This is a genomic window from Salmonella sp. GDC200615, assembly GCF_050574145.1.
Taxonomy (GTDB): Bacteria; Pseudomonadota; Gammaproteobacteria; order Enterobacterales; family Enterobacteriaceae; genus Salmonella; species Salmonella enterica.
On sequence record NZ_CP192247.1, the window covers coordinates 2,805,478 to 2,826,292 of the forward strand.

Consider the following 20,815-nt stretch of genomic DNA (forward strand, 5'->3'; position numbering starts at 1 on the left):
CAGCCCTCAAGAGCAGGAACTATATGGAGCCTCAACCCCCACGTCTTAAACCCGGAAAAATCCTTGACACTCTGGGTGCTATGCAAAAAAGCCTGACACGTGCCTCCCAGCGTATTGCGCAATATATTTTAGCCTTCCCCAGACAGGTGACACAGTCATCTATTGCCGATTTGTCGCGCGACACACAGGCCGGAGAAGCCACGGTTATTCGCTTTTGTCGCACCCTGGGCTATAAAGGTTTTCAGGATTTTAAAATGGACCTGGCCATTGAACTTGCCACTACCGAGTCTGATGACAGTAGTCCTCTACTGGATGCCGAAGTTAGCGAATCCGACGATGCCCACGCCATTGGTTTAAAATTGCAGAACACCATTAGTAATGTATTGTCTGAAACGCTAAATCTGCTTGATATGCAACAGGTTCTCGGTGTCGTGGACGCCCTACGTCACTGTCACTCAGTTTATATCTTTGGTGTGGGCTCATCGGGGATCACGGCGCTGGATATGAAACACAAGCTAATGCGTATTGGTTTACGGGGCGATGCGGTAAGCAATAACCATTTTATGTACATGCAGGCTACGCTATTAAAAGCAGGCGATGTCGCGATGGGTGTCAGTCACTCGGGCACATCGCCAGAAACAGTGCATTCACTCCGATTGGCCCGACAGGCTGGCGCCACCACAGTCGCCATTACCCATAATCTGGGTTCTCCATTATGTGAAGAGGCCGATTTTTGCCTGATCAATGGTAATCGGCAAGGAATGTTGCAGGGTGACTCGATCGGTACGAAAGCCGCGCAGCTTTTCGTCTTTGACCTGCTCTATACCCTTCTTGTACAGTCCTCGCCGGAACAGGCCCGAGAAAGCAAATTACGGACAATGAATGCCCTGGACATGACAAAATAATTCCCTTCACGTACAGGCGTCATTTTCCTTTTTTGTCCATGAGTCTGCTGGACGCTTTATAGACAACAAAGCCCGGTCTCCCGGGCTCTGAAAGTCAATGCTATATTAGCTGTATGCGTGGAGCGTTCGCTGACAAAGCGCCGAGCGCACGCAGTCGTCTTTGTTGAAATGCACAATCCCTACCATTTCATCTTCTTCAAAGCGTTCCAACGCATCGCTCAATCCGGAACGCACGCCGCGCGGCAGGTCGCATTGCGTAATATCGCCATTGACAATGACCGTGACATTTTCGCCTAGTCGCGTCAAAAACATTTTCATTTGCGCCGCAGTCACATTTTGCGCCTCGTCGAGGATCACGACCGCATTTTCAAAAGTACGCCCACGCATATAGGCGAACGGGGCAATTTCTACCTTACCGATTTCCGGGCGCAAACAATATTGCATAAAGGACGTGCCCAACCGTTTAAGCAGGACATCGTAGACGGGACGAAAATAAGGCGCAAATTTTTCAGCGATATCACCGGGCAAAAAACCAAGATCTTCATCAGCCTGCAATACCGGACGCGTCACAATGATCCTCTCGACGTCCTTATGAATCAATGCTTCTGCCGCCTTTGCCGCACTGATCCATGTTTTTCCACAGCCGGCTTCGCCGGTCGCAAAAATAAGCTGTTTACTGTCGATAGCGTTCAGATAATGCGCCTGTGCTTCATTTCGCGCCTTAACAGGCGAGGTATCGCGACTATCGCGCGCCATGCCAATGGCTTCTACTCCGCCCATCTGTACCAGTGACGTGACCGATTCTTCTTCACGTTGCTTATGACTACACGAATCTCGTCTCAACACACGCTTTGCTTCACGACGAGCTTTGATCACTGCTTTTTGTCTTCCCATGGATAGCACCTTGAGTTGTAGGTATACATCACCCGCGTTCTCTTGAACGCGATTATGCGCACACACATCTGAGGGTTGGCTTCCTTGTAAGCCTTAGCTTGCTTTTTGAAACGACGCCACACACGGCTACGCGCACCACATATGACGTCATGGGTATGGACAGTAAGAGAAATGATGAGAGCTTTTAAGATGACAAGACCACCACCGGAGAGAGAATGTCCGTACAGGGTGTTGTAACTACTGTAAACAATGTGTCCTGGTGCGGACATTACCATTCGCGATCTCCATAGTGAGTGACCATCACTGCCGGGGAACTACCGCTATTACTACTAAGTACAACACAAAACATCAATAATGCAACAATATATTCACCAAACATTAACCAAACATTATTGCGTCATTGTCAGTCTCTTACAGAAAGATTACACAATTATTTCATTGGCAGGAGACTAAAAAAGATAATCATTAGCTACTATGGGTATTAATGGTAAAACCACCCATAACCCATTGAATATTCAACATATAAAAGGTTAAAACGGAGTAATTAACGTGTCCTCTCTCCCATCGCTAAAACGGCATTATTTATGCAAAATTTTGTGCGGCATACTTACGCCGGTAACGCTGACTCGTTTTAATTTTTGTCATTACTCTATTGCGTCAAGGCTATTGGTACCATTAACAGGCGATTTCATATATGGCCAGTTAGTGATTACTCGAGACGTATTACGCCCGCGTTAACGGCGCTCAAGGGCTAAAAATAGTTTGAGAGAGCGTCCTCATTTACCTGAACATCTTCAGTCAATCGGTACGGGACTTATCAGAGGACCAGGCAGGCGTATAACGCCGCCTGGTAAAATATGTCCGATGGCGATAATGCTATCGGACATGTCGGTTATTCCGCCTGTAGCTTCGACGGCGGCGCGGAATGATAATGCGCGTCCGCTTTTGCAAAGCGTTCCTGCATCGCTGCTGTCGGCGCTTTGCCAAGCAGGCTAAAGATTACGATCCCCAGGCTGCCGAAAATGAAGCCAGGGATAATCTCATACAGATCCAGCCAGCCATATTGTTTCCAGACGATAACCGTCACCGCGCCAATAATCATTCCCGCCAGCGCGCCGTTACGTGTCATACGCGACCACATCACAGAAAACAGGACAACAGGCCCAAATGCCGCGCCGAATCCAGCCCAGGCGTAGCTCACCAGCCCCAGCACACGGTTATCGGGGTTCGCCGCCAGCGCAATGGCGATCAGCGCTACCACCAGCACCATCACTCGCCCTACCCATACCAGCTCTTGCTGGCTGGCGCTTTTACGCAGAAAAGCCTTATATAAATCTTCTGTAATCGCGCTGGAGCATACCAGCAACTGACAGCTCAACGTCGACATCACCGCCGCCAGGATAGCAGACAGCAGAACACCGGCAATCCACGGGTTAAACAGGATCTGCGCCAGTTCAATAAATACGCGTTCTGAGTTTTGGTTCACCGCCCCGGCCAGTGCGGGGTTATTGTTAAAGTACGCAATGCCAAAGAAGCCCACCGCCACCGCGCCCGCCAGACACAGAATCATCCAGGTCATACTGATACGACGCGCATGAACAATACTGTGATGGGAATCCGCCGCCATAAAGCGCGCCAGGATATGCGGCTGACCGAAGTAACCCAGTCCCCAGCCCATCAGAGAAATAATAGCGACAAAATTCAGCCCCTTGAGCATGTCGACATTCTCGATGCTCTTTTGCTTGATCACCTCCAGCGACTCGCTAAAACCGCCTACGCCGACAATAACCATCACCGGCGTCAGGATTAACGCAAAAATCATCAGGCTGGCCTGAACGGTATCCGTCCAGCTAACGGCAAGAAACCCGCCGATAAAGGTATAAATAATGGTTGCCGCGGCCCCCGCCCACAGTGCGGTTTCATAGCTCATACCGAAGGTGCTTTCGAACAGTCGTGCCCCAGCGACAATACCTGATGCGCAATAGATAGTGAAAAACAGCAGAATGACCAGCGCGGAAATAATACGCAGGACTCGGCTCTTATCTTCAAACCGACCGGTAAAATAGTCCGGTAGCGTGAGCGCGTTATTGTTAAATTCGGTATGCACGCGCAGGCGCCCGGCCACCAGCTTCCAGTTAATCCATGCGCCTAACGTCAGGCCAATGGCGATCCAGCTTTCAGAGATCCCCGACAGAAAGATAGCGCCAGGCAGCCCCATTAACAGCCAGCCGCTCATATCCGACGCGCCGGCTGATAAAGCCGTAACAAACGGCCCCAGGCTGCGACCGCCAAGAATATAGTCATCAAAGTTTTTGGTTGAGCGCCAGGCGATAAACCCAATCAATATCATGCCAAAAATATAGACACAGAATGTCACCAACATCGGTGTGCTAATAGCCATCAAGGTTCTCCAAATTTATTTATTGGCACTACCGTAGCGTGCCGTTTTGTACCCTGCCGGAACGTGGCAAGGGTGTTATGTTTACCAGGGCGACCGTATCCTGCCGGAAGCGGTGGTTATTCACAATCGATTTAACACACCATTTACATCAAATTTGATTGCAGAGGGATACTATTTTTCTCCAGGTTGCACTCTCTCACATTTTTTGCGGTTGCACCTTTTAAAAGTGTTAACTACCGCAGAGAAAATAAATCCAGATGGTTTTCCCCGTCAGACTCCCTCTTTCTTTTTTTAACAATTTATTCATTTTTAAGCTTGCAACGCAGGTCACATTTAACGCGGTTGCACAAAGTTGCAACATAGTGGATATTTTCCGCTAACTATTGGTTAGCAGATAGAGCGAATAACAGGAGTAGAGGGTATGGGAACCACCACGATGGGGGTTAAGCTGGACGACGCCACGCGCGAACGGATCAAAATGGCCGCGTCGCGTATCGATCGCACGCCGCACTGGTTAATAAAACAGGCAATCTTTAGCTATCTGGACAAGCTGGAAAATAGCGATACGCTACCGGAGCTACCTGCGCTGTTTGCCGGCGCGGCAAATGAAAGCGAGGAGCCGGTCGCGCCGCAGGATGAGCCGCATCAGCCCTTTCTGGAGTTTGCCGAACAGATTCTTCCCCAATCCGTCTCTCGCGCCGCCATCACCGCCGCCTGGCGCCGCCCGGAAACCGATGCGGTGTCAATGCTAATGGAACAGGCGCGCCTGTCGCCGCCTGTCGCTGAGCAGACGCATAAACTGGCGTATCAACTGGCGGAGAAATTGCGCAATCAAAAATCCGCCAGCGGTCGCGCGGGTATGGTGCAAGGGCTGTTGCAGGAGTTTTCCCTCTCTTCGCAAGAAGGCGTTGCGCTGATGTGTCTGGCGGAAGCGCTGCTGCGTATTCCCGACAAAGCTACGCGCGATGCGTTAATTCGCGACAAAATCAGTAATGGCAACTGGCAGTCGCATATTGGCCGTAGCCCGTCGCTGTTTGTAAACGCCGCCACTTGGGGGCTGCTCTTTACCGGCCGACTGGTCTCAACGCATAACGAAGCCAATCTTTCGCGCTCGCTGAACCGCATTATCGGCAAGAGCGGCGAACCGTTAATCCGCAAAGGCGTCGACATGGCGATGCGTTTAATGGGCGAGCAGTTCGTGACTGGCGAAACCATTGCTCAGGCGCTGGCGAATGCCCGAAAACTGGAAGAGAAAGGGTTCCGCTATTCTTACGATATGCTGGGCGAAGCCGCGTTAACCGCCGCCGATGCGCAGGCCTATATGGTCTCTTACCAGCAAGCGATTCATGCCATCGGCAAAGCGTCTAACGGTCGCGGTATTTACGAAGGGCCAGGCATCTCGATTAAGCTGTCCGCCCTGCATCCACGCTATAGTCGCGCGCAATACGATCGGGTAATGGAGGAGCTTTATCCGCGCCTGAAATCACTGACGCTGCTGGCGCGCCAGTATGATATCGGTCTCAATATCGACGCCGAAGAGGCGGATCGTCTGGAGATCTCGCTCGATCTGCTGGAAAAACTCTGCTTCGAACCCGAACTGGCGGGCTGGAACGGCATTGGCTTTGTGATCCAGGCTTACCAGAAACGCTGCCCGCTGGTCATTGATTATTTAGTCGATCTGGCCTCCCGTAGCCGCCGGCGGCTGATGATTCGTCTGGTGAAAGGCGCCTACTGGGATAGCGAAATCAAACGCGCGCAAATGGAAGGGCTGGAGGGCTATCCGGTTTATACTCGCAAAGTGTATACCGATGTCTCTTATCTGGCCTGCGCGAAAAAACTGCTCGCCGTCCCTAATCTGATCTACCCGCAGTTCGCGACCCATAACGCTCACACACTGGCGGCGATTTATCATCTGGCCGGGCAAAATTACTATCCGGGTCAGTACGAATTCCAGTGCCTGCACGGCATGGGCGAACCGCTGTATGAACAGGTCACCGGTAAAGTGGCGGACGGAAAACTTAACCGTCCCTGCCGTATTTACGCGCCGGTGGGAACACACGAAACCCTGCTGGCCTATCTGGTACGACGCCTGCTGGAAAACGGCGCCAACACCTCTTTTGTCAACCGTATCGCCGATGCCACCCTACCGCTCGATGAACTGGTGGCGGACCCGGTCGAGGCCGTGGAAAAACTGGCGCAGCAGGAAGGTCAGGCTGGCATACCGCATCCGAAAATTCCGCTGCCGCGCGATCTGTACGGCGAAGGTCGGATAAACTCCGCCGGACTTGATTTAGCGAATGAACATCGCCTCGCCTCGCTTTCTTCTGCCCTGTTAAGCAACGCCATGCAGAAATGGCAGGCCAAACCTGTGCTGGAACAACCGGTGGCCGACGGTGAGATGACGCCGGTTATCAACCCGGCGGAACCGAAAGATATTGTCGGCTGGGGACGCGAAGCGACAGAAAGCGAGGTTGAACAGGCATTGCAAAACGCGGTCAATCAGGCGCCGGTTTGGTTTGCGACGCCGCCGCAAGAACGCGCCGCCATTTTGCAGCGGGCGGCGGTATTAATGGAAGACCAAATGCAGCAGTTGATTGGCCTGTTGGTGCGTGAAGCGGGGAAAACGTTCAGCAACGCCATTACCGAAGTGCGCGAAGCGGTAGACTTCCTCCATTATTATGCCGGTCAAGTGCGTGACGATTTCGATAACGAAACGCATCGCCCGTTAGGGCCGGTAGTCTGCATCAGTCCGTGGAACTTCCCGCTGGCCATTTTCACCGGCCAAATCGCCGCCGCGCTGGCGGCAGGTAACAGCGTTCTGGCGAAACCGGCAGAGCAGACATCGCTGATTGCCGCCCAGGGCATTGCCATTTTGCTGGAAGCGGGCGTACCGCCGGGCGTCGTGCAACTGTTGCCGGGACGGGGAGAAACCGTCGGCGCCCAGCTTACCGCCGATGCGCGTGTACGCGGCGTGATGTTTACCGGTTCCACGGAGGTCGCGACGTTGTTGCAGCGCAACATCGCCACGCGTCTTGACGCCCAGGGCCGCCCTATTCCGTTGATTGCGGAAACCGGCGGTATGAACGCTATGATTGTCGACTCTTCCGCGCTCACCGAGCAGGTGGTCGTGGATGTGCTGGCTTCCTCTTTCGACAGCGCCGGACAACGCTGTTCCGCGCTCCGCGTGCTGTGTTTGCAGGACGATATCGCCGAACATACGCTGAAAATGTTACGCGGCGCGATGGCGGAGTGTCGGATGGGGAATCCAGGCCGTCTGACGACCGATATCGGGCCGGTGATCGATAGCGAGGCCAAAGCCAACATTGAACGTCACATCCAGACGATGCGCGCCAAAGGCCGCCCGGTTTTCCAGGCCGCACGTGAAAACAGCGATGATGCGCAGGAATGGCAGACCGGTACGTTTGTTATGCCCACGCTTATTGAGCTGGAAAACTTCGCAGAACTGGAAAAAGAGGTCTTCGGGCCCGTGCTGCACGTCGTGCGTTATAACCGTAACCAACTGGCGGAGCTTATCGAACAGATTAACGCTTCCGGCTACGGGCTAACGCTGGGCGTACATACCCGTATTGATGAAACCATTGCGCAAGTCACCGGTTCCGCCCATGTCGGCAACCTGTACGTTAACCGTAATATGGTGGGCGCGGTCGTCGGCGTCCAGCCGTTTGGCGGCGAAGGCCTGTCCGGCACCGGGCCAAAAGCGGGAGGACCGCTCTATCTCTACCGCCTGCTGGCACACCGCCCGCCCAATGCGCTCAATACGACGCTGACTCGTCAGGATGCGCGTTACCCGGTGGATGCGCAGCTTAAAACCACGCTACTCGCGCCGTTGACCGCTCTGACGCAATGGGCGGCGGATCGCCCGGCGCTACAGACGCTCTGCCGACAATTCGCCGATCTGGCGCAGGCCGGCACGCAGCGCCTGCTACCGGGACCGACCGGCGAGCGCAATACCTGGACGCTGTTGCCGCGTGAACGGGTATTATGCCTGGCTGATGACGAACAGGACGCGTTGACGCAGCTTGCCGCCGTTCTCGCCGTCGGCAGTCAGGCGCTATGGTCAGACGACGCCTTCCACCGCGATCTGGCGAAACGTCTCCCCGCCGCCGTTGCGGCGCGTGTCCAGTTTGCGAAAGCGGAAACGCTGATGGCGCAGCCGTTTGACGCGGTGATTTTCCACGGCGACTCCGACAAGCTGCGAACCGTGTGCGAAGCCGTCGCCGCCCGCGAAGCCGTCGCCGCCCGCGAAGGCGCGATAGTGTCGGTACAGGGGTTCGCCCGCGGCGAAAGCAATATACTGCTGGAACGGCTCTATATTGAACGTTCGCTGAGCGTAAACACTGCCGCCGCTGGCGGTAATGCCAGCCTGATGACAATTGGCTAATACTGTGGTTAATTAAGGCTCCGTCAATGGAGCCTTTTTACTCGCGTCAGAGGACCGTATGAAACGAATTTTCCTTACCTGCGCGGCGTTGTGGTTCAGCAGTCAGGCGTTGGCCGATGAGTGTGCCAGCTCCAGTACGCAGCTGGAAATGAATCGCTGCGCCGCCGCGCAATACCAGGCGGCAGATAAAAAGCTGAACGAAACCTATCAAAGCGCGATTAAGCGTGCGCAACCGCCGCAGCGCGAGCTGTTGCAAAAAGCGCAGGTGGCATGGATTGCACTGCGGGACGCCGATTGCGCTCTGATTCGCTCAGGTACGGAGGGCGGCAGCGTGCAACCCATGATCGCCAGCCAGTGCCTGACCGATAAAACGAACGAACGCGAAGCGTTTTTAGCCTCGCTGCTGCAATGTGAAGAGGGTGATTTGAGCTGCCCACTGCCGCCAGCCGGTTAACGCACGCGAATCCCTTCAATAATAATGCGCTGAACGCTTTCGACCGTTTGGTTGAAAAAGGCTTCATCGCGAAGCGTCGCGCCGGTTACCGCCTCAACCTGAGGGGCAAAATCGGCGTAATGTTGCGTGGCGGCCCAAATCATGAAGATCAAATGGTGCGGGGAGACGGGCGCCAGTTTCCCGCTGTGCACCCATCCGGCAATCAGCGCGGATTTTTCATCTATCAACGCTTTTAGATCGCCGGTCAGTTCCTCCATTAAGAGCGGCGCGCCCGCCAGCATCTCCATGCAGAAGAGCCGCGACGCCTGCGGATAATCACGCGAAACCTCCAGCTTGAGACGGATATACTCTTTGATGGCCTCCAGAGGGGAAAATTCTGCGCGAAACGCCTTGAGCGGCGCCAACCAGACATCCAGAATCTGTCGCATTACCGCGACATACAGCGCCTCTTTCGAGGGATAATAATAAAGCAGATTGGTTTTGGAGACGCCTGCCCGCTCGGCGACCTGCTCAAGACGCGCGCCATGAATGCCATACTGGGAAAAAACAGCAAGCGCGGCAGTTAAGATAAGCTGCCGTTTTGCACCGGTGGCCTGCGAGCGTTTCCCGATTTTTTTCTCTGTGCGTTGCGACATGCGCCCTCTCCTTTTTGTCAGGACGCAAGCATACCAAATCCGGCTTATAAACAAAAAAACCGCCGGAAATCCGGCGGCGGTGGCGCATGACGCTTTTTAGCGCGAAACGCTCAGCGTCTTGCTGTTGTGACGCAGGCTAGCTATTACGGTTACTGCTTTTGCCCCCTTTTTTGCCTGCTTCGGATGCACGCTGCGGGTCATTCTTAAAATTGCCCCCGCTGTGCTGACCACCTTTACGACCTGCTTCTGATGCTCTTTCGCGGTCTTCCGCAAAATTACCGGAACCGCCACGATGGTTTGCCATTACTGACCTCCGTCATAGATTAGACATCATATTGCATAGGTAATGAGGAGTATCTCCTCGCGCCGCGTATGAACGATATCATCAGTAACGCCGCGTATGAACGATATCATCAGTAACGCCGCGTAAAATTAAGCATAGTGAAAAACGCCGTGGTAGGCCGCTTACCGAAATATTCTGCAACATCAGAAGCCGAATATGCAGAATAATAACAATGAGAAATAAATAAGTTATTCTTATACTTGGAAAAATCAAAGCGCTTAAAAATGTATCATTTTGCAACAAAGGTCGCCAAATTAATTATTGTTATAAATCAAAGAAATGGCGCTGAAATTTGCACTCTTCACAGGAGGGCATATCTTTAAATAGACGTAGCGAATCGCTACACACCTGATTAATCTGAGGAGTAGTACAAATGGCAAAGATTCTGGTGCTCTATTATTCCATGTACGGACACATTGAAACCATGGCGCACGCGGTGGCGGAAGGGGCAAAGAAAGTCGACGGCGCAGAGGTCATTATAAAGCGTGTGCCAGAAACAATGCCGCCTGAAATCTTCGCAAAAGCTGGCGGTAAAACGCAAAACGCACCGGTTGCCACCCCACAGGAGCTGGCGGATTACGATGCCATTATTTTTGGTACGCCAACCCGGTTTGGCAATATGTCAGGCCAGATGCGTACCTTCCTGGATCAAACCGGTGGACTGTGGGCATCCGGCGCGCTATACGGCAAGCTCGGCAGCGTGTTCAGTTCTACCGGAACGGGCGGTGGCCAGGAGCAGACCATCACCTCGACCTGGACTACGCTTGCCCATCATGGGATGGTGATTGTCCCGATAGGCTATGCCGCACAGGAACTGTTTGACGTCTCCCAGGTTCGCGGCGGCACGCCTTACGGCGCAACGACTATCGCCGGAGGCGACGGTTCACGTCAACCAAGCCAGGAGGAACTCTCTATCGCTCGCTATCAGGGGGAATACGTCGCCGGTCTGGCAGTCAAACTCAACGGCTAATCTTCAACAGGAGGATTCGAATGCCAACTCAAGAAGCAAAAGCGCACCGCGTCGGCGAATGGGCAAGCCTGCGTAATACGTCGCCGGAAATTGCCGAAGCCATTTTTGAAGTCGCTCACTATGACGAGAAACTGGCAGAAAAAATATGGGAAGAAGGTAGCGATGAGGTGCTGATCAAAGCCTTTGAGAAAACGGACAAAGACTCGCTCTTCTGGGGCGAACAAATCATCGAACGTAAAAACGTATAACACAAACGCCCCCGCCTGCGCGGGGGCATATGGCTATTTTGCAGCAGTGTTCATGACATTATCGAACTTATCCAGCGGACAGAAGCCGTTCGCATCCACCGGACATCCTTTCAGTTCCAGGGTTACCCTTTGCGCGGGCGATTTGAGCGTTAACGCTTCCGCATTGCGTAACTGCCGGGCGCTCTGGTAGACATACTCGATTTTCATCAAATCCCGGTTAGCGTTGCCGTCATGCCAGCGTTGGAAGACAAGCTGACCGCCAATCGGCGTTCTCTCATACTGGTCATGGAGCTGATAGGGTTTAAAATCCAGCGCCGTCAGCAGCGACGCGATATTGGAATCATGCCCCACCAGCACGGTAACCTTCGGCGCGCTAACGCGATCGGCAACCAGCACCTTATCGATATATTTCACCAGCGGCGCAGCGACATTGCGTGCCACCGTGGGTGAGGTAAACAGGCTGTCCTGGTAGCCGTTTTTCAGTTTTGACAGCACCTTCCACTGCCGATCGGTGTGGATCCCGCCCCAGGCGACCTGATCCATCGGAAACCCTTCGTAATATTGCAGGGTAAACGCATCCACCAGCGAGTTCCCCACTTTCAGCGGCCCCTGCACGCCAGGCTCTTGCTGATAGTTCGCACTGAAGGTATCTTTCGCGTCGATTAGCGAACACTGATGCTTCTCTTTGCAGGACGGCGAGTCCTGATAATGCGTTATCTGCTCAAGCAGTTTATAACTCTCATCAAGATGTAGCTGACTACGCGCCTTTTCCATCGCCTGTACGGCCTGTTGCCGGAACGCGGCGGAATCATCGGTAATCACCGGATTGAAGGTAGGGTCCATAGTGCCCATTTTTTCCTGATGATGAACAGGAATATCACAGCCGGGGAAAGCGCCGGTAATGAAAAATTGCGCGGTGGCGACGGTGCGCTGCAAACTATTCGCATAGGCATATACCGTGTCGGGCGCCGGACATTCTCCCGACGGTATCAGCCCCTGCGCGACCAGCCATTCACGTGTGTAATGTCCCATATAGACTTCCAGCACGCCGCCTTTCGTCGTCAGTTGCCCGCCGGGAACGTCCCACGCCGGCCAGGCGTTCGGCGTCGACTGCGCCAGTACGCTGCCATTATTCGCCAGCGGCGCCCGCAGATTATGGCGGCTCATCATCAGCACCTGTTGTAATTGATAACCCTCCGGCGTTGTCTGCGCCTGTACGGCGGATGACAACAAAACAGCCCCTGCCACAGCAACAGCGAGTAATGATTTTTTCATCCCTATGACCTCTTGTTGTTATCAAATCGTTCTGAGTGTGACAGAAATGGATCATTTTTCCGGGAACGATTTCGCAAAACGGGGGTTTTTCTTACAGTAAACGCGTTAGCGCCGGGAAACCCCGGCGCATATTCAGAACGTTTTTGCCCACCACAGCCGAAGCTTCATGCCCCAATAGCTGGTCCAGCCGCTGGTGGTGAACACAACCCGACCTTGTGAAACCACCACCAGCGTTGGTGTCACGCTGATTTCCCAGCCAGCGGATAAGGCGCCTTTAGCATCATTGACGACCGGGAAGTCAACGCCCTTGCGCGCCAGCCAGCGGGCAACCTCAGCGTCATCGCCGGAGCGGAGCGCAACGGTCATGACGTTTTCCCCTTCAGCCGCCAGGCGAGCGACCGCAGGCGTAGTAAAGCGGCATACCCCGCACCAGCTGGCCCAAAAATAGAGCAGTACGGGGCGTTCTTCGCTCAAGGTCGCCAGAGTTGTCGACTCTCCCGTCAGCGTATGTAACGGTGTCGCGGCAAACGCCGGAGGCGCCTGCGGCGCGCGCCAGACGTCCATGACCACCATTATCGCGATGAGGAGCGCCAGAAAAACCGCGGCTTCACGCAGCCAACGCCGCAGTTTAGCCGCCATTGGCAGCCGCCAGTTTTTCTTTCACCACCGCTTCCAGCGTATCCCAGGGCACCGCGCCCGGAATCAGCTCGTCGCCAATGATCGTCGCTGGCGTTCCTTGCACGCCGACCAGCCTTGCCAACTGCAAATTAGTGCGTATCGTTTCCATGCTTTTTTCATCCAGAGTCACTGGCGTAGCCCCTGCTTTCTGCTGGGACTGTTTAATACTGTCATCCGTATGGTAACCGCGCTTTTGCATGAGTTTTTCATGTAGCGCGAGGAACTGTTGCGGATGCTCGCGCCAGGTGGTCAGCGCAATACGCGCCGCCAGTACGGAACTCTCTCCTTTGAATGGCAGCGGTTTAATAATGACCGCAACGTCAGGATATTTCTGCACAATCTTTTCCAGCATCGGATCGAGCTGTTTGCAGTACGGGCAGTTGTAATCCGTAAAGTTCACCAGCGTCAGCTTAGGGTGTTTAGCGCCTATCCGCGGGCTGGCAGGATCGTTAAACAACGCCGCATGGATCAGATTTTCAATCTGCTTTTCCTGATCGGGCGTAAAAGGAGCGGTTTCTTGCGCGATGCTCAGCGTTGAAAACAGCGCCAGCAGTAAAACAATCATGTATTTCATTGGGTTATTCCTTTCGCTTTTTTCAACGTTTGTAATACCGCATCGCGGGTCAGCAAAGTGGGCAGTGCCTCCCCTTCCGGCAAGCCGGGGCCATATACCTGATTAAACGGCACGGCGACCTGGCCACGCGTTTTCAGAAAATCTGTAATGGCATCGGACGGCAGCGTCCAGTCTCCCCGCAGCGCCACAACATCCGGTTGTTGCAAGGCGGCCTGCACATCTTCTTTTTGCAGGACGTTGTATTTATTCACTTTACAGGTAATACACCAGTCCGCAGTGACATCGACAAATACCCGCTTATGCTGCGCCAGCGCCGACTGGATTGCCTGTTCACTCAACGGTTGCCACTGAACCGTGTCTTGCGCGCTCTTTGACGCAGTGAAGCCGAAATGCGGCAGGAGTAACGTCGCCAGCCAGATAGCCGACCCCAGCATCATCAGACCGAGGATCCTACGCAGGACATTCATCCAACGCCCGGGGCGCGGTAAACGTAGCGCAAGCCCTGGTCGTATCGCGACCAGTAGCCACGGCGCGCTCATCCCCAGGCCTAGCGCAAGGAACAGCCCCCACAGCGTCGGCAACGACGCCGTGAGCGCCACCGCGACCGCCGTGCCCAGAAACGGCGCGCTACAAGGCGTCGCCAGCAGCGTGGAGAATGCCCCCTGCCAGAAATGTCCCGACATACCGTTACCGCCGTAAGTGGCCAGTTTCGTGCTCATAGATGAGGGAAGCCTGAACTCAAAAAGCCCGAACAGGCTGGCGCTAAACAACAACATCACCAGCGCCATAAAACCAATAAACCATACATTCTGGAACTGGACTCCCCAAGCCAGCGCATGGTTTGACAGGCGAAGGAGGGTCATAAACGCCGCCAGCGCCATAAATGACGCAATGATACCGGCGACCGAAGCCAAAAATTGTCGCCTGATGTGAGAGCGGCTTTTTTCCTCTACCAATAAAATAGAGCCAAGTTTCATGCCCAGAACCGGCAGTACGCAGGGCATTAAATTAAGAATCAGTCCGCCGATCAGCGCCATCATTACAACTTGCCAGAAAGGTAGCGCCGCATTGTCCGGCGTTTGCGCTGGCGCAGCGCCAATGGTTTGCGTGCTCTCCTGGGCGATAGCGCCATCGGCTAACACGAGGGTCAGCGATTTGTTGCGCAAATCGGGCGCCTTTTCGCCCCAACTGTCCGTCACCGGCACCGTCGCCTGTAACCTGTCGCCCTCTACGCGCAGGCGAGGCTTCGCAAAATCGACGTCATCTATGGTGTCAAGATAGAGCCCGGGCGATGACCAGCCCGCCGCTCGCGTAGCAGTGACCACCAGTTCTCCCGGGCGATAGCCGACGTCAAGCGAGTCCGTTAGTCCACTGCGGAGCGGAACTTTACCCATCGCCCGCGCATAGTCATGGGCAAAATCGGCATTCTGCACAGTGGCCGTCACGGAAAAGGGGTAATCGGTCAACAGACAAACATTGCTGCAGGTTGATAACGTCAACACGCCGCTCAAGGTCGCGGGCGGCGTACCGCGCACGATCATCGGAAAGGTCACCTCGTCGTGATATCCCTGGGTGGTGATATTCGCCACATCAAAGCGCGAGGGGGTTGGCCAGAACCAGCTTACCTCAGGCATGTCACCTTTCCAGGCGATAGAGGGCGCCACGCCCCCTTCCCCCGGCGCGCGCCAGTAGGTTTTCCAGCCGTTTTCCAGTTTGACGTCAAGCAACAGCCGGGTCTCACCGTTAGCGGACGTATCGGCACGTAGCCGTATGCTGGCATGGTCGTTATCGGGCGAACGCAGCCAGCCGCTTTCCGCCGCCCAGGAGACGGGCAGCCAAAGCCATAACAGGCAGAACAGTATCCGCCTGAATAAAATCATCATATTTTTTCTCCGTGAATGAGTAATTAACCGTTAGCAATAACCGGTCTGTCATTCACGGAAGACACAAAATCGTAGATGTACCCGTAATGTGGGCGGCGAAATAGCCCGTGGAGGCGAAAACGGCAGGCGCATGACCCGGACAGGCGCCAGTAAGGAAAGCAGTAGACAAAGCGCAAGGATAGCGCCTTCAAAGAGTACCGGAGGCGCCGCCAGCAGCGACTTGGCGCTTAATTCGCAGGGGGTGACCGGCGAGCCGTCATCTGTCGAGGAGGGAGCGCTGATCACCGCAGCAGAGGCCGTCGCCTGCATCTGCAAGGCGTGCAGGCCCGCCATGCGTTGCGCGGTACAAACCATTACCACGACACATGCAAGGCAAAGAAACCACCAGCCCATCCGTTGTTGTTTCGCCATTGCGCCCTCACTGTTTAACGCGAGTTATCTTAGCCACTGGCGCGGTTTTGGCAACCTTTCCCCTGTAAAGTTATGTCGGCGCGCTGCGCAACCTTCTGATAGTCGAACAACGTAATTTATTCTTACTAATGATATAACTGGTGTTTTCATACGCACTTTTCAGGTTTACCCTACACTTAGTGGAGAAACCTTTTTGGGGTCCCTTCTGTATGTATTGATTTAGCGAGATGATGCTATGGAACTTAAGGATTATTACGCCATTATGGGCGTGAAACCGACGGACGATCTCAAGACGATTAAGACCGCCTATCGCCGACTGGCCCGCAAGTACCATCCAGATGTCAGCAAAGAACCCGATGCCGAAGCCCGTTTCAACGAGGTTGCTGAAGCATGGGAAGTGCTGAGTGATGAGCAACGGCGCGCCGAGTATGACCAGTTATGGCAACACCGTAACGATCCACAATTTAATCGCCAGTTCCAGCAACACGAAGGCCAGCCGTATAACGCTGAAGATTTTGATGATATTTTCTCGTCTATTTTTGGTCAGCACGGTCGCCATTCGCATCACCGCCACGCCGCACGCGGTCATGATATCGAAATTGAAGTGGCGGTATTCCTGGAAGAAACGCTGGAAGAGCACCAGCGTACGATTAGCTATTCCGTCCCCGTTTATAACGCGTTCGGCCTGGTGGAGCGGGAAATTCCCAAGACATTGAATGTGAAAATCCCGGCTGGCGTCAGCAACGGGCAACGAATCAGACTGAAAGGCCAGGGCACGCCGGGGGAAAACGGCGGACCTAATGGCGATTTATGGCTCGTTATCCATATTGCCCCGCATCCGCTCTTTGATATTGTCAATCAGGATCTGGAAGTCGTCCTTCCGCTTGCCCCATGGGAGGCGGCGCTCGGCGCTAAGGTGTCTGTGCCAACGCTTAAAGAGCGTATTTTGCTGACCATTCCCCCCGGTAGCCAGGCAGGTCAGCGGCTGCGTATCAAAGGAAAAGGATTAGCCAGTAAAAAGCACACTGGCGATCTCTATGCCATCATCAAAATCGTTATGCCGCCGAAACCTGACGAGAAAACAGCTGCCCTGTGGCAACAACTGGCGGACGCGCAGTCGTCCTTTGACCCACGCCAGCAATGGGGGAAAGCATAATGGCTAACATCACTGTCACCTTTACCATCACCGAATTTTGTTTGCACACCGGCGTGACGGAAGAGGAGCTAAACGAAATCGTCGGACTTGGCGTAATTGAGCCTTACGAAGACGATAACGCCGACTGGCAATTCGACGATCGCGCAGCGAGCGTGGTACAACGCGCGCTACGCTTACGTGAGGAGCTGGCGCTCGACTGGCCTGGGATCGCGGTCGCGTTAACGCTGCTGGAAGAGAATTCACGGCTGCGCGAAGAAAACCGGTTACTACTGCAACGCCTTTCTCGCTTTATCTCGCATCCCTAATCCACGATAAAGGCAATAAACCGAGGGTGGGCTTTCTGCCCACCCCGGATTTACATGCACCCGGTATAATACCAGAATGCCTCTGACATACTTCCCCCAACGGAAGAAATATAGCCTTTCACCGCGCACAACCCGATCAACGAACCGCCAATGTCAGCCATTAATGCGCCATTGCGAAGATCATCGTTTAAATAAAGACCAGCCGCACGTTCACATTTTTTAGATACGTCGGTTATTTTTACACGTTAGCGATCATTTATTGCCTGAAGAATATATTCTTTCACTGTTTTGTACTCTCTGGTTGATACGTACCTTCTCCCTGTCAATGCCGGGTAAAATGTACCGCTGCGCTTACAGGTTGCGGTATTTATAAATAAGAAATACAACAGTCACTTACAGTTTAATAATTGAGCGTTATAACATCCACTACCGCCCAATATTTACACCACGTCTAAAATACAAAAATGTAATAGAATGTAAACAAAATAAGAGCATAAAATAAATAACTTATTAAAAAATCAATATAAATAGAGTGGTCAATAAAAAACGATCGTTTTCAACGAGTTATGTTTCTCAGATTTTCATCTATCCTGAATAGGCTTACGGAAAATGTAATTTACACCATTGACTATTTCACTTAAAAGGTTTCTGTAATGGAATGGAAGGTCGTTGATACAGTTATAAGTCCCTCTACCGGAGTGTCGTTCTCATGCATACATAGCCTAAAAAATCTTAGATTGACCTTATGGTATCAGGCAGATGTTTACATGCCTCCAGGTAGCATTATCATCCCCTTTAATAAGGGGGTCTTAATAAACGATAAACTTTATCCCGTTACTGTTTACAACGTTACCAGGTTTAATCCTGTTCTATGGAAATCGCTTAAAGAAAATAGCCACTATCCTGGTAACTGCAATCCTAAACCAGAAGCCTGCAGTTATCCTTTCGAGTGTCTGGTATCCGTTTGTCCATTTGGTTTAACCAGAAATATTCAAATAGATAATAAGAAAGTTTAGGAAATAAAGTATGCATTAGCCATACTACTGATTAAGTGTATTCGCGCACGTTTGCAGTATTTTGCAGTTAAATATGTTTGATATAAAAATTGTACAGTTCGGATATTTTTTGATTCGTTTAATCTAACCTTCACTTTGGCAACGAGGAGCCGGTACAGAGGATATTACTGATGGCCGGCAGACAAAGAAACGCATTGCTTTTAACACTGTATAAATTCCATCCGTGACATTCTTATTTAGTGATATTTCACCAGAGTAATCATCTTACCTTTATTGTGCATAAAAATCAGCAAGTAGTGTTTAGAAAAAATAATGTTTTAGACAAAAGCTCTGCGCGTCATGCTGATCGCCAAAAGCATAACGGGCTGACATCATGTCAGCCCGTGGGTTTATCCCTGCTCTGATACTTACGGTACGCTTATCGTCATATTGTCATGACCGACAATGACAGGGCCCGGGTAATTTTTCATGGCTTCCTGTTGCCAGACGTCATCCGCAACCGTCGCAGGCACCAGATGACTTAACACCAGTTTTTTCACGTGGGCCTCGCGAGCAATCTTACCGACATCTTCAATCGTGGTGTGATGCGACGCAATCGCTTCAGCCAGCGTTTTTCCGTTGCCAATACTATTAGCCAGTTTTGCTACCGAGGGGACATGTACCGCCTCATGTACCAGGATATCCGCCCCTTGGGCAAACGTTGCAAGCGGCGGAAACCAGGACGTATCGCCAGAGAAGACGATTCGCTTACCCTGGGTATCAAAACGGTAAGCAAACGCTTCACCGTCCGGGAAAGGGGAATGAGGCACTTTCAGCGCGCTTATTGTAACCAGTTCATCTTTATAGATGACGCCCTGACCAATATCGGTCGCCTTAACCAGGTTGCGCGGATCGGGTTTCCCCTCTTCTTCCATGCGTAGCGTGATATCCCTGTCAAAGACCTTCCAGCTAGCCTTCGTCATCGCCTGGGTTCCCGGCGGGCCATACACCTGTATGGTATGGTCTTTCAGGCCACTTGCCCAGGCATTCATCAGCAAGGAAGGATAATCCAGTATGTGGTCGCTGTGCAGATGGGTGAGCAAAATAGTATTGATGTTGCGCAGTGGAATGCCGTTTTTCACCAGTTGCAGACTGGCGCCGTAGCCGGCATCTATCAGCCATATTTTATCGCCGATAGTGAGCGCTGTCGCTTGCGGTAGTCTGGCTGTATTGAGCAAAGAAGGCCCGCCTTTGGTGCCCAGTAAAACAATGTTGATCTCTTGAGGCGCAGGAGCACTGGCAGCAATAGCAAGGTGGCTTTGCGCCAGCATACAAACCGCCAGCATAGCGACGCTTTTTTTTCATCATGTTTTTACTCTTCTTAGTTGAGAAAAGAGGGAACTTCACGTTGGCGAAACTGCGAAGGAGAACAGCCAGCAAGGCGATTAAAGAAACGGGCGAAATAAGCCGGATCTTTAAAACCTAATTGCCAGGCGATCTCGTTGACAGCATTGTCGGAAAAAAGCAGCAGTCGTTTCGCCTCGCGTAATTGCCGATCAAAAATCAGGCGTTTAGGCGGGCGATTAGCAAAACGGCGGCAAATATCGGTCAAACGAGATTCGGTAATATGCAACTCACAGGCATAATCGGGCACAGTCCAGTGCTGATGGAAGTGGTTGTCAATTAACAGGGTAAAGCGCTGAAAAAGTTTCAGTTCACCGCGCATCCCGGTTGCGGCGTGATCGTCCAGCTTCGCATTACGCAACAGCAAGGTAAATACCGCCTGCGCCAGTAGCACCAGGGTATGTTCGCAGCCAGCCAGTTGTTCCGTGGACTCCCGCTCAATTAGCTGCCAGTAATGTTTGAGCGCCGCCAGCTCGTTGGGTTTATCCGCCAGCGACAGACAGATTCCCGGCAGGCCGAAGGCCTCTCTGGTGCCGGGATAAAGCACTTCCAGCAGCGGCCAAACCAGCTCTTCGCGTACCGTCAGAACATGACCATCGCTATCCGATTCGGTAATAAAAGCATGCGGCACCGAGGGCGGCGTTAGCACAAATAGCGGCGCCTGCACCGAATAGCGATGATCGTCGAGCTGTAGCTCAATCTGCCCGGTATCAAGAAAGTGCATTTGAAAAAACTGGTCGTGGCGATGCGCCTGCATATCACGACCAAAGAAATCCGCCATACGAGCAAACGACTGATAATGCACATCGTTACTGCCCATGCTTTCGTCATACTCTTTGCTGATATCAATATTGGCGATCGCACGTTGGCACATAGTTTCTC

General features: G+C 52.9%; 19 protein-coding genes. 8 read left to right on the top strand and 11 right to left on the bottom strand.

What is annotated here, in order from left to right; translation table 11 throughout:
* Window positions 1-23: 23 nt before the first annotated feature.
* A complete protein-coding gene (locus ACQ29O_RS13635) occupies window positions 24-905 on the top strand; it encodes a MurR/RpiR family transcriptional regulator (protein WP_000433673.1) in 882 nt (293 codons plus the stop codon).
* Window positions 906-1,010: 105 nt separating this feature from the next.
* Here the strand turns inward: ACQ29O_RS13635 and phoH are convergent, their stop codons facing one another.
* A complete protein-coding gene (phoH, locus tag ACQ29O_RS13640) occupies window positions 1,011-1,799 on the bottom strand; it encodes a phosphate starvation-inducible protein PhoH (protein WP_024143601.1) in 789 nt (262 codons plus the stop codon).
* Between the two features lie 892 nt (window positions 1,800-2,691).
* Window positions 2,692-4,200 carry a sodium/proline symporter PutP gene (gene putP / locus ACQ29O_RS13645; RefSeq protein WP_001018467.1) on the bottom strand — a complete coding sequence of 503 codons (1,509 nt, stop codon included), beginning with the start codon at window positions 4,198-4,200 and terminating at the stop codon, window positions 2,692-2,694.
* A gap of 421 nt (window positions 4,201-4,621) precedes the next feature.
* On the opposite strand from putP, the gene putA reads away from it, so the two are divergent.
* Complete coding sequence (gene putA / locus ACQ29O_RS13650) at window positions 4,622-8,602, top strand: trifunctional transcriptional regulator/proline dehydrogenase/L-glutamate gamma-semialdehyde dehydrogenase (protein ID WP_001747002.1); 3,981 nt, start codon at window positions 4,622-4,624, stop codon at window positions 8,600-8,602.
* Between the two features lie 58 nt (window positions 8,603-8,660).
* Window positions 8,661-9,056, top strand: a complete 396-nt coding sequence (locus tag ACQ29O_RS13655) for a lysozyme inhibitor LprI family protein (RefSeq protein ID WP_020937035.1) — start codon at window positions 8,661-8,663, stop codon at window positions 9,054-9,056.
* Here ACQ29O_RS13655 and rutR read toward each other — a convergent pair.
* A complete protein-coding gene (gene rutR / locus ACQ29O_RS13660) occupies window positions 9,053-9,691 on the bottom strand; it encodes an HTH-type transcriptional regulator RutR (protein ID WP_000083128.1) in 639 nt (212 codons plus the stop codon). The genes ACQ29O_RS13655 and rutR overlap by 4 nt on opposite strands.
* Window positions 9,692-9,827: 136 nt before the next feature.
* A complete protein-coding gene (locus tag ACQ29O_RS13665; RefSeq protein WP_001273663.1) occupies window positions 9,828-9,995 on the bottom strand; it encodes a general stress protein in 168 nt (55 codons plus the stop codon).
* A gap of 412 nt (window positions 9,996-10,407) precedes the next feature.
* Between ACQ29O_RS13665 and wrbA the strand changes: the two genes are divergently transcribed.
* Both wrbA and ACQ29O_RS13675 read left to right on the top strand, forming a co-directional pair.
* Complete coding sequence (gene wrbA / locus ACQ29O_RS13670) at window positions 10,408-11,004, top strand: NAD(P)H:quinone oxidoreductase (RefSeq protein ID WP_001062898.1); 597 nt, start codon at window positions 10,408-10,410, stop codon at window positions 11,002-11,004.
* Between the two features lie 20 nt (window positions 11,005-11,024).
* Entirely contained in the window at window positions 11,025-11,252 is a 228-nt protein-coding gene (locus tag ACQ29O_RS13675; protein ID WP_001143125.1) for a YccJ family protein, read from the top strand.
* 33 nt (window positions 11,253-11,285) lie between these two features.
* On the opposite strand, the gene agp is transcribed toward ACQ29O_RS13675, so the two are convergent.
* The 5 genes from agp to ACQ29O_RS13700 all read right to left on the bottom strand — a co-directional run bounded on the left by agp (window position 11,286) and on the right by ACQ29O_RS13700 (window position 16,073).
* Window positions 11,286-12,527, bottom strand: coding sequence for a bifunctional glucose-1-phosphatase/inositol phosphatase (gene agp / locus ACQ29O_RS13680; RefSeq protein WP_000749201.1), 1,242 nt, complete (start codon window positions 12,525-12,527; stop codon window positions 11,286-11,288).
* Window positions 12,528-12,659: 132 nt separating this feature from the next.
* A complete protein-coding gene (locus ACQ29O_RS13685) occupies window positions 12,660-13,166 on the bottom strand; it encodes a protein disulfide oxidoreductase (protein WP_000729206.1) in 507 nt (168 codons plus the stop codon).
* Window positions 13,156-13,779, bottom strand: a complete 624-nt coding sequence (locus ACQ29O_RS13690) for a DsbA family protein (RefSeq protein ID WP_000876692.1) — start codon at window positions 13,777-13,779, stop codon at window positions 13,156-13,158. Before ACQ29O_RS13690 ends, ACQ29O_RS13685 begins: the two co-directional genes overlap by 11 nt.
* On the bottom strand, window positions 13,776-15,662 hold the full coding sequence (locus ACQ29O_RS13695; protein ID WP_020937037.1) for a protein-disulfide reductase DsbD family protein: 1,887 nt from the start codon (window positions 15,660-15,662) through the stop codon (window positions 13,776-13,778). Before ACQ29O_RS13695 ends, ACQ29O_RS13690 begins: the two co-directional genes overlap by 4 nt.
* A 48-nt stretch (window positions 15,663-15,710) precedes the next feature.
* Entirely contained in the window at window positions 15,711-16,073 is a 363-nt protein-coding gene (locus ACQ29O_RS13700) for a copper resistance protein (protein WP_001118899.1), read from the bottom strand.
* Window positions 16,074-16,308: 235 nt separating this feature from the next.
* Here ACQ29O_RS13700 and cbpA point away from each other — a divergent pair, with 235 nt between their 5' ends.
* The 3 genes from cbpA (at window position 16,309) to ACQ29O_RS13715 (ending at window position 18,550) form a co-directional block, all read left to right on the top strand.
* Window positions 16,309-17,229, top strand: a complete 921-nt coding sequence (gene cbpA, locus ACQ29O_RS13705; protein ID WP_000420645.1) for a curved DNA-binding protein — start codon at window positions 16,309-16,311, stop codon at window positions 17,227-17,229.
* Window positions 17,229-17,534 carry a chaperone modulator CbpM gene (cbpM, locus tag ACQ29O_RS13710; protein WP_001284251.1) on the top strand — a complete coding sequence of 102 codons (306 nt, stop codon included), beginning with the start codon at window positions 17,229-17,231 and terminating at the stop codon, window positions 17,532-17,534. Before cbpA ends, cbpM begins: the two co-directional genes overlap by 1 nt.
* A 653-nt stretch (window positions 17,535-18,187) precedes the next feature.
* On the top strand, window positions 18,188-18,550 hold the full coding sequence (locus ACQ29O_RS13715) for an anti-adapter protein IraM (RefSeq protein ID WP_001575959.1): 363 nt from the start codon (window positions 18,188-18,190) through the stop codon (window positions 18,548-18,550).
* Window positions 18,551-18,957: 407 nt separating this feature from the next.
* On the opposite strand, the gene ACQ29O_RS13720 is transcribed toward ACQ29O_RS13715, so the two are convergent.
* Both ACQ29O_RS13720 and hpaA read right to left on the bottom strand, forming a co-directional pair.
* Complete coding sequence (locus ACQ29O_RS13720) at window positions 18,958-19,875, bottom strand: MBL fold metallo-hydrolase (RefSeq protein ID WP_000881584.1); 918 nt, start codon at window positions 19,873-19,875, stop codon at window positions 18,958-18,960.
* A gap of 35 nt (window positions 19,876-19,910) precedes the next feature.
* Window positions 19,911-20,807 carry a 4-hydroxyphenylacetate catabolism regulatory protein HpaA gene (gene hpaA, locus ACQ29O_RS13725; protein WP_000336602.1) on the bottom strand — a complete coding sequence of 299 codons (897 nt, stop codon included), beginning with the start codon at window positions 20,805-20,807 and terminating at the stop codon, window positions 19,911-19,913.
* Window positions 20,808-20,815 lie beyond the last annotated feature (8 nt).

Excerpts from the sequence above, each read along its gene's own strand:
- ACQ29O_RS13635 (WP_000433673.1), top strand. The coding sequence starts at position 24 with ATGGAGCCTCAACCCCCACGTCTTAAACCCGGAAAAATCCTTGACACT.
- phoH (WP_024143601.1), bottom strand. The coding sequence starts at position 1,799 with ATGGGAAGACAAAAAGCAGTGATCAAAGCTCGTCGTGAAGCAAAGCGT.
- putP (WP_001018467.1), bottom strand. The coding sequence starts at position 4,200 with ATGGCTATTAGCACACCGATGTTGGTGACATTCTGTGTCTATATTTTT.
- putA (WP_001747002.1), top strand. The coding sequence starts at position 4,622 with ATGGGAACCACCACGATGGGGGTTAAGCTGGACGACGCCACGCGCGAA.
- ACQ29O_RS13655 (WP_020937035.1), top strand. The coding sequence starts at position 8,661 with ATGAAACGAATTTTCCTTACCTGCGCGGCGTTGTGGTTCAGCAGTCAG.
- rutR (WP_000083128.1), bottom strand. The coding sequence starts at position 9,691 with ATGTCGCAACGCACAGAGAAAAAAATCGGGAAACGCTCGCAGGCCACC.
- ACQ29O_RS13665 (WP_001273663.1), bottom strand. The coding sequence starts at position 9,995 with ATGGCAAACCATCGTGGCGGTTCCGGTAATTTTGCGGAAGACCGCGAA.
- wrbA (WP_001062898.1), top strand. The coding sequence starts at position 10,408 with ATGGCAAAGATTCTGGTGCTCTATTATTCCATGTACGGACACATTGAA.
- ACQ29O_RS13675 (WP_001143125.1), top strand. The coding sequence starts at position 11,025 with ATGCCAACTCAAGAAGCAAAAGCGCACCGCGTCGGCGAATGGGCAAGC.
- agp (WP_000749201.1), bottom strand. The coding sequence starts at position 12,527 with ATGAAAAAATCATTACTCGCTGTTGCTGTGGCAGGGGCTGTTTTGTTG.
- ACQ29O_RS13685 (WP_000729206.1), bottom strand. The coding sequence starts at position 13,166 with ATGGCGGCTAAACTGCGGCGTTGGCTGCGTGAAGCCGCGGTTTTTCTG.
- ACQ29O_RS13690 (WP_000876692.1), bottom strand. The coding sequence starts at position 13,779 with ATGAAATACATGATTGTTTTACTGCTGGCGCTGTTTTCAACGCTGAGC.
- ACQ29O_RS13695 (WP_020937037.1), bottom strand. The coding sequence starts at position 15,662 with ATGATGATTTTATTCAGGCGGATACTGTTCTGCCTGTTATGGCTTTGG.
- ACQ29O_RS13700 (WP_001118899.1), bottom strand. The coding sequence starts at position 16,073 with ATGGCGAAACAACAACGGATGGGCTGGTGGTTTCTTTGCCTTGCATGT.
- cbpA (WP_000420645.1), top strand. The coding sequence starts at position 16,309 with ATGGAACTTAAGGATTATTACGCCATTATGGGCGTGAAACCGACGGAC.
- cbpM (WP_001284251.1), top strand. The coding sequence starts at position 17,229 with ATGGCTAACATCACTGTCACCTTTACCATCACCGAATTTTGTTTGCAC.
- ACQ29O_RS13715 (WP_001575959.1), top strand. The coding sequence starts at position 18,188 with ATGGAATGGAAGGTCGTTGATACAGTTATAAGTCCCTCTACCGGAGTG.
- ACQ29O_RS13720 (WP_000881584.1), bottom strand. The coding sequence starts at position 19,875 with ATGCTGGCGGTTTGTATGCTGGCGCAAAGCCACCTTGCTATTGCTGCC.
- hpaA (WP_000336602.1), bottom strand. The coding sequence starts at position 20,807 with ATGTGCCAACGTGCGATCGCCAATATTGATATCAGCAAAGAGTATGAC.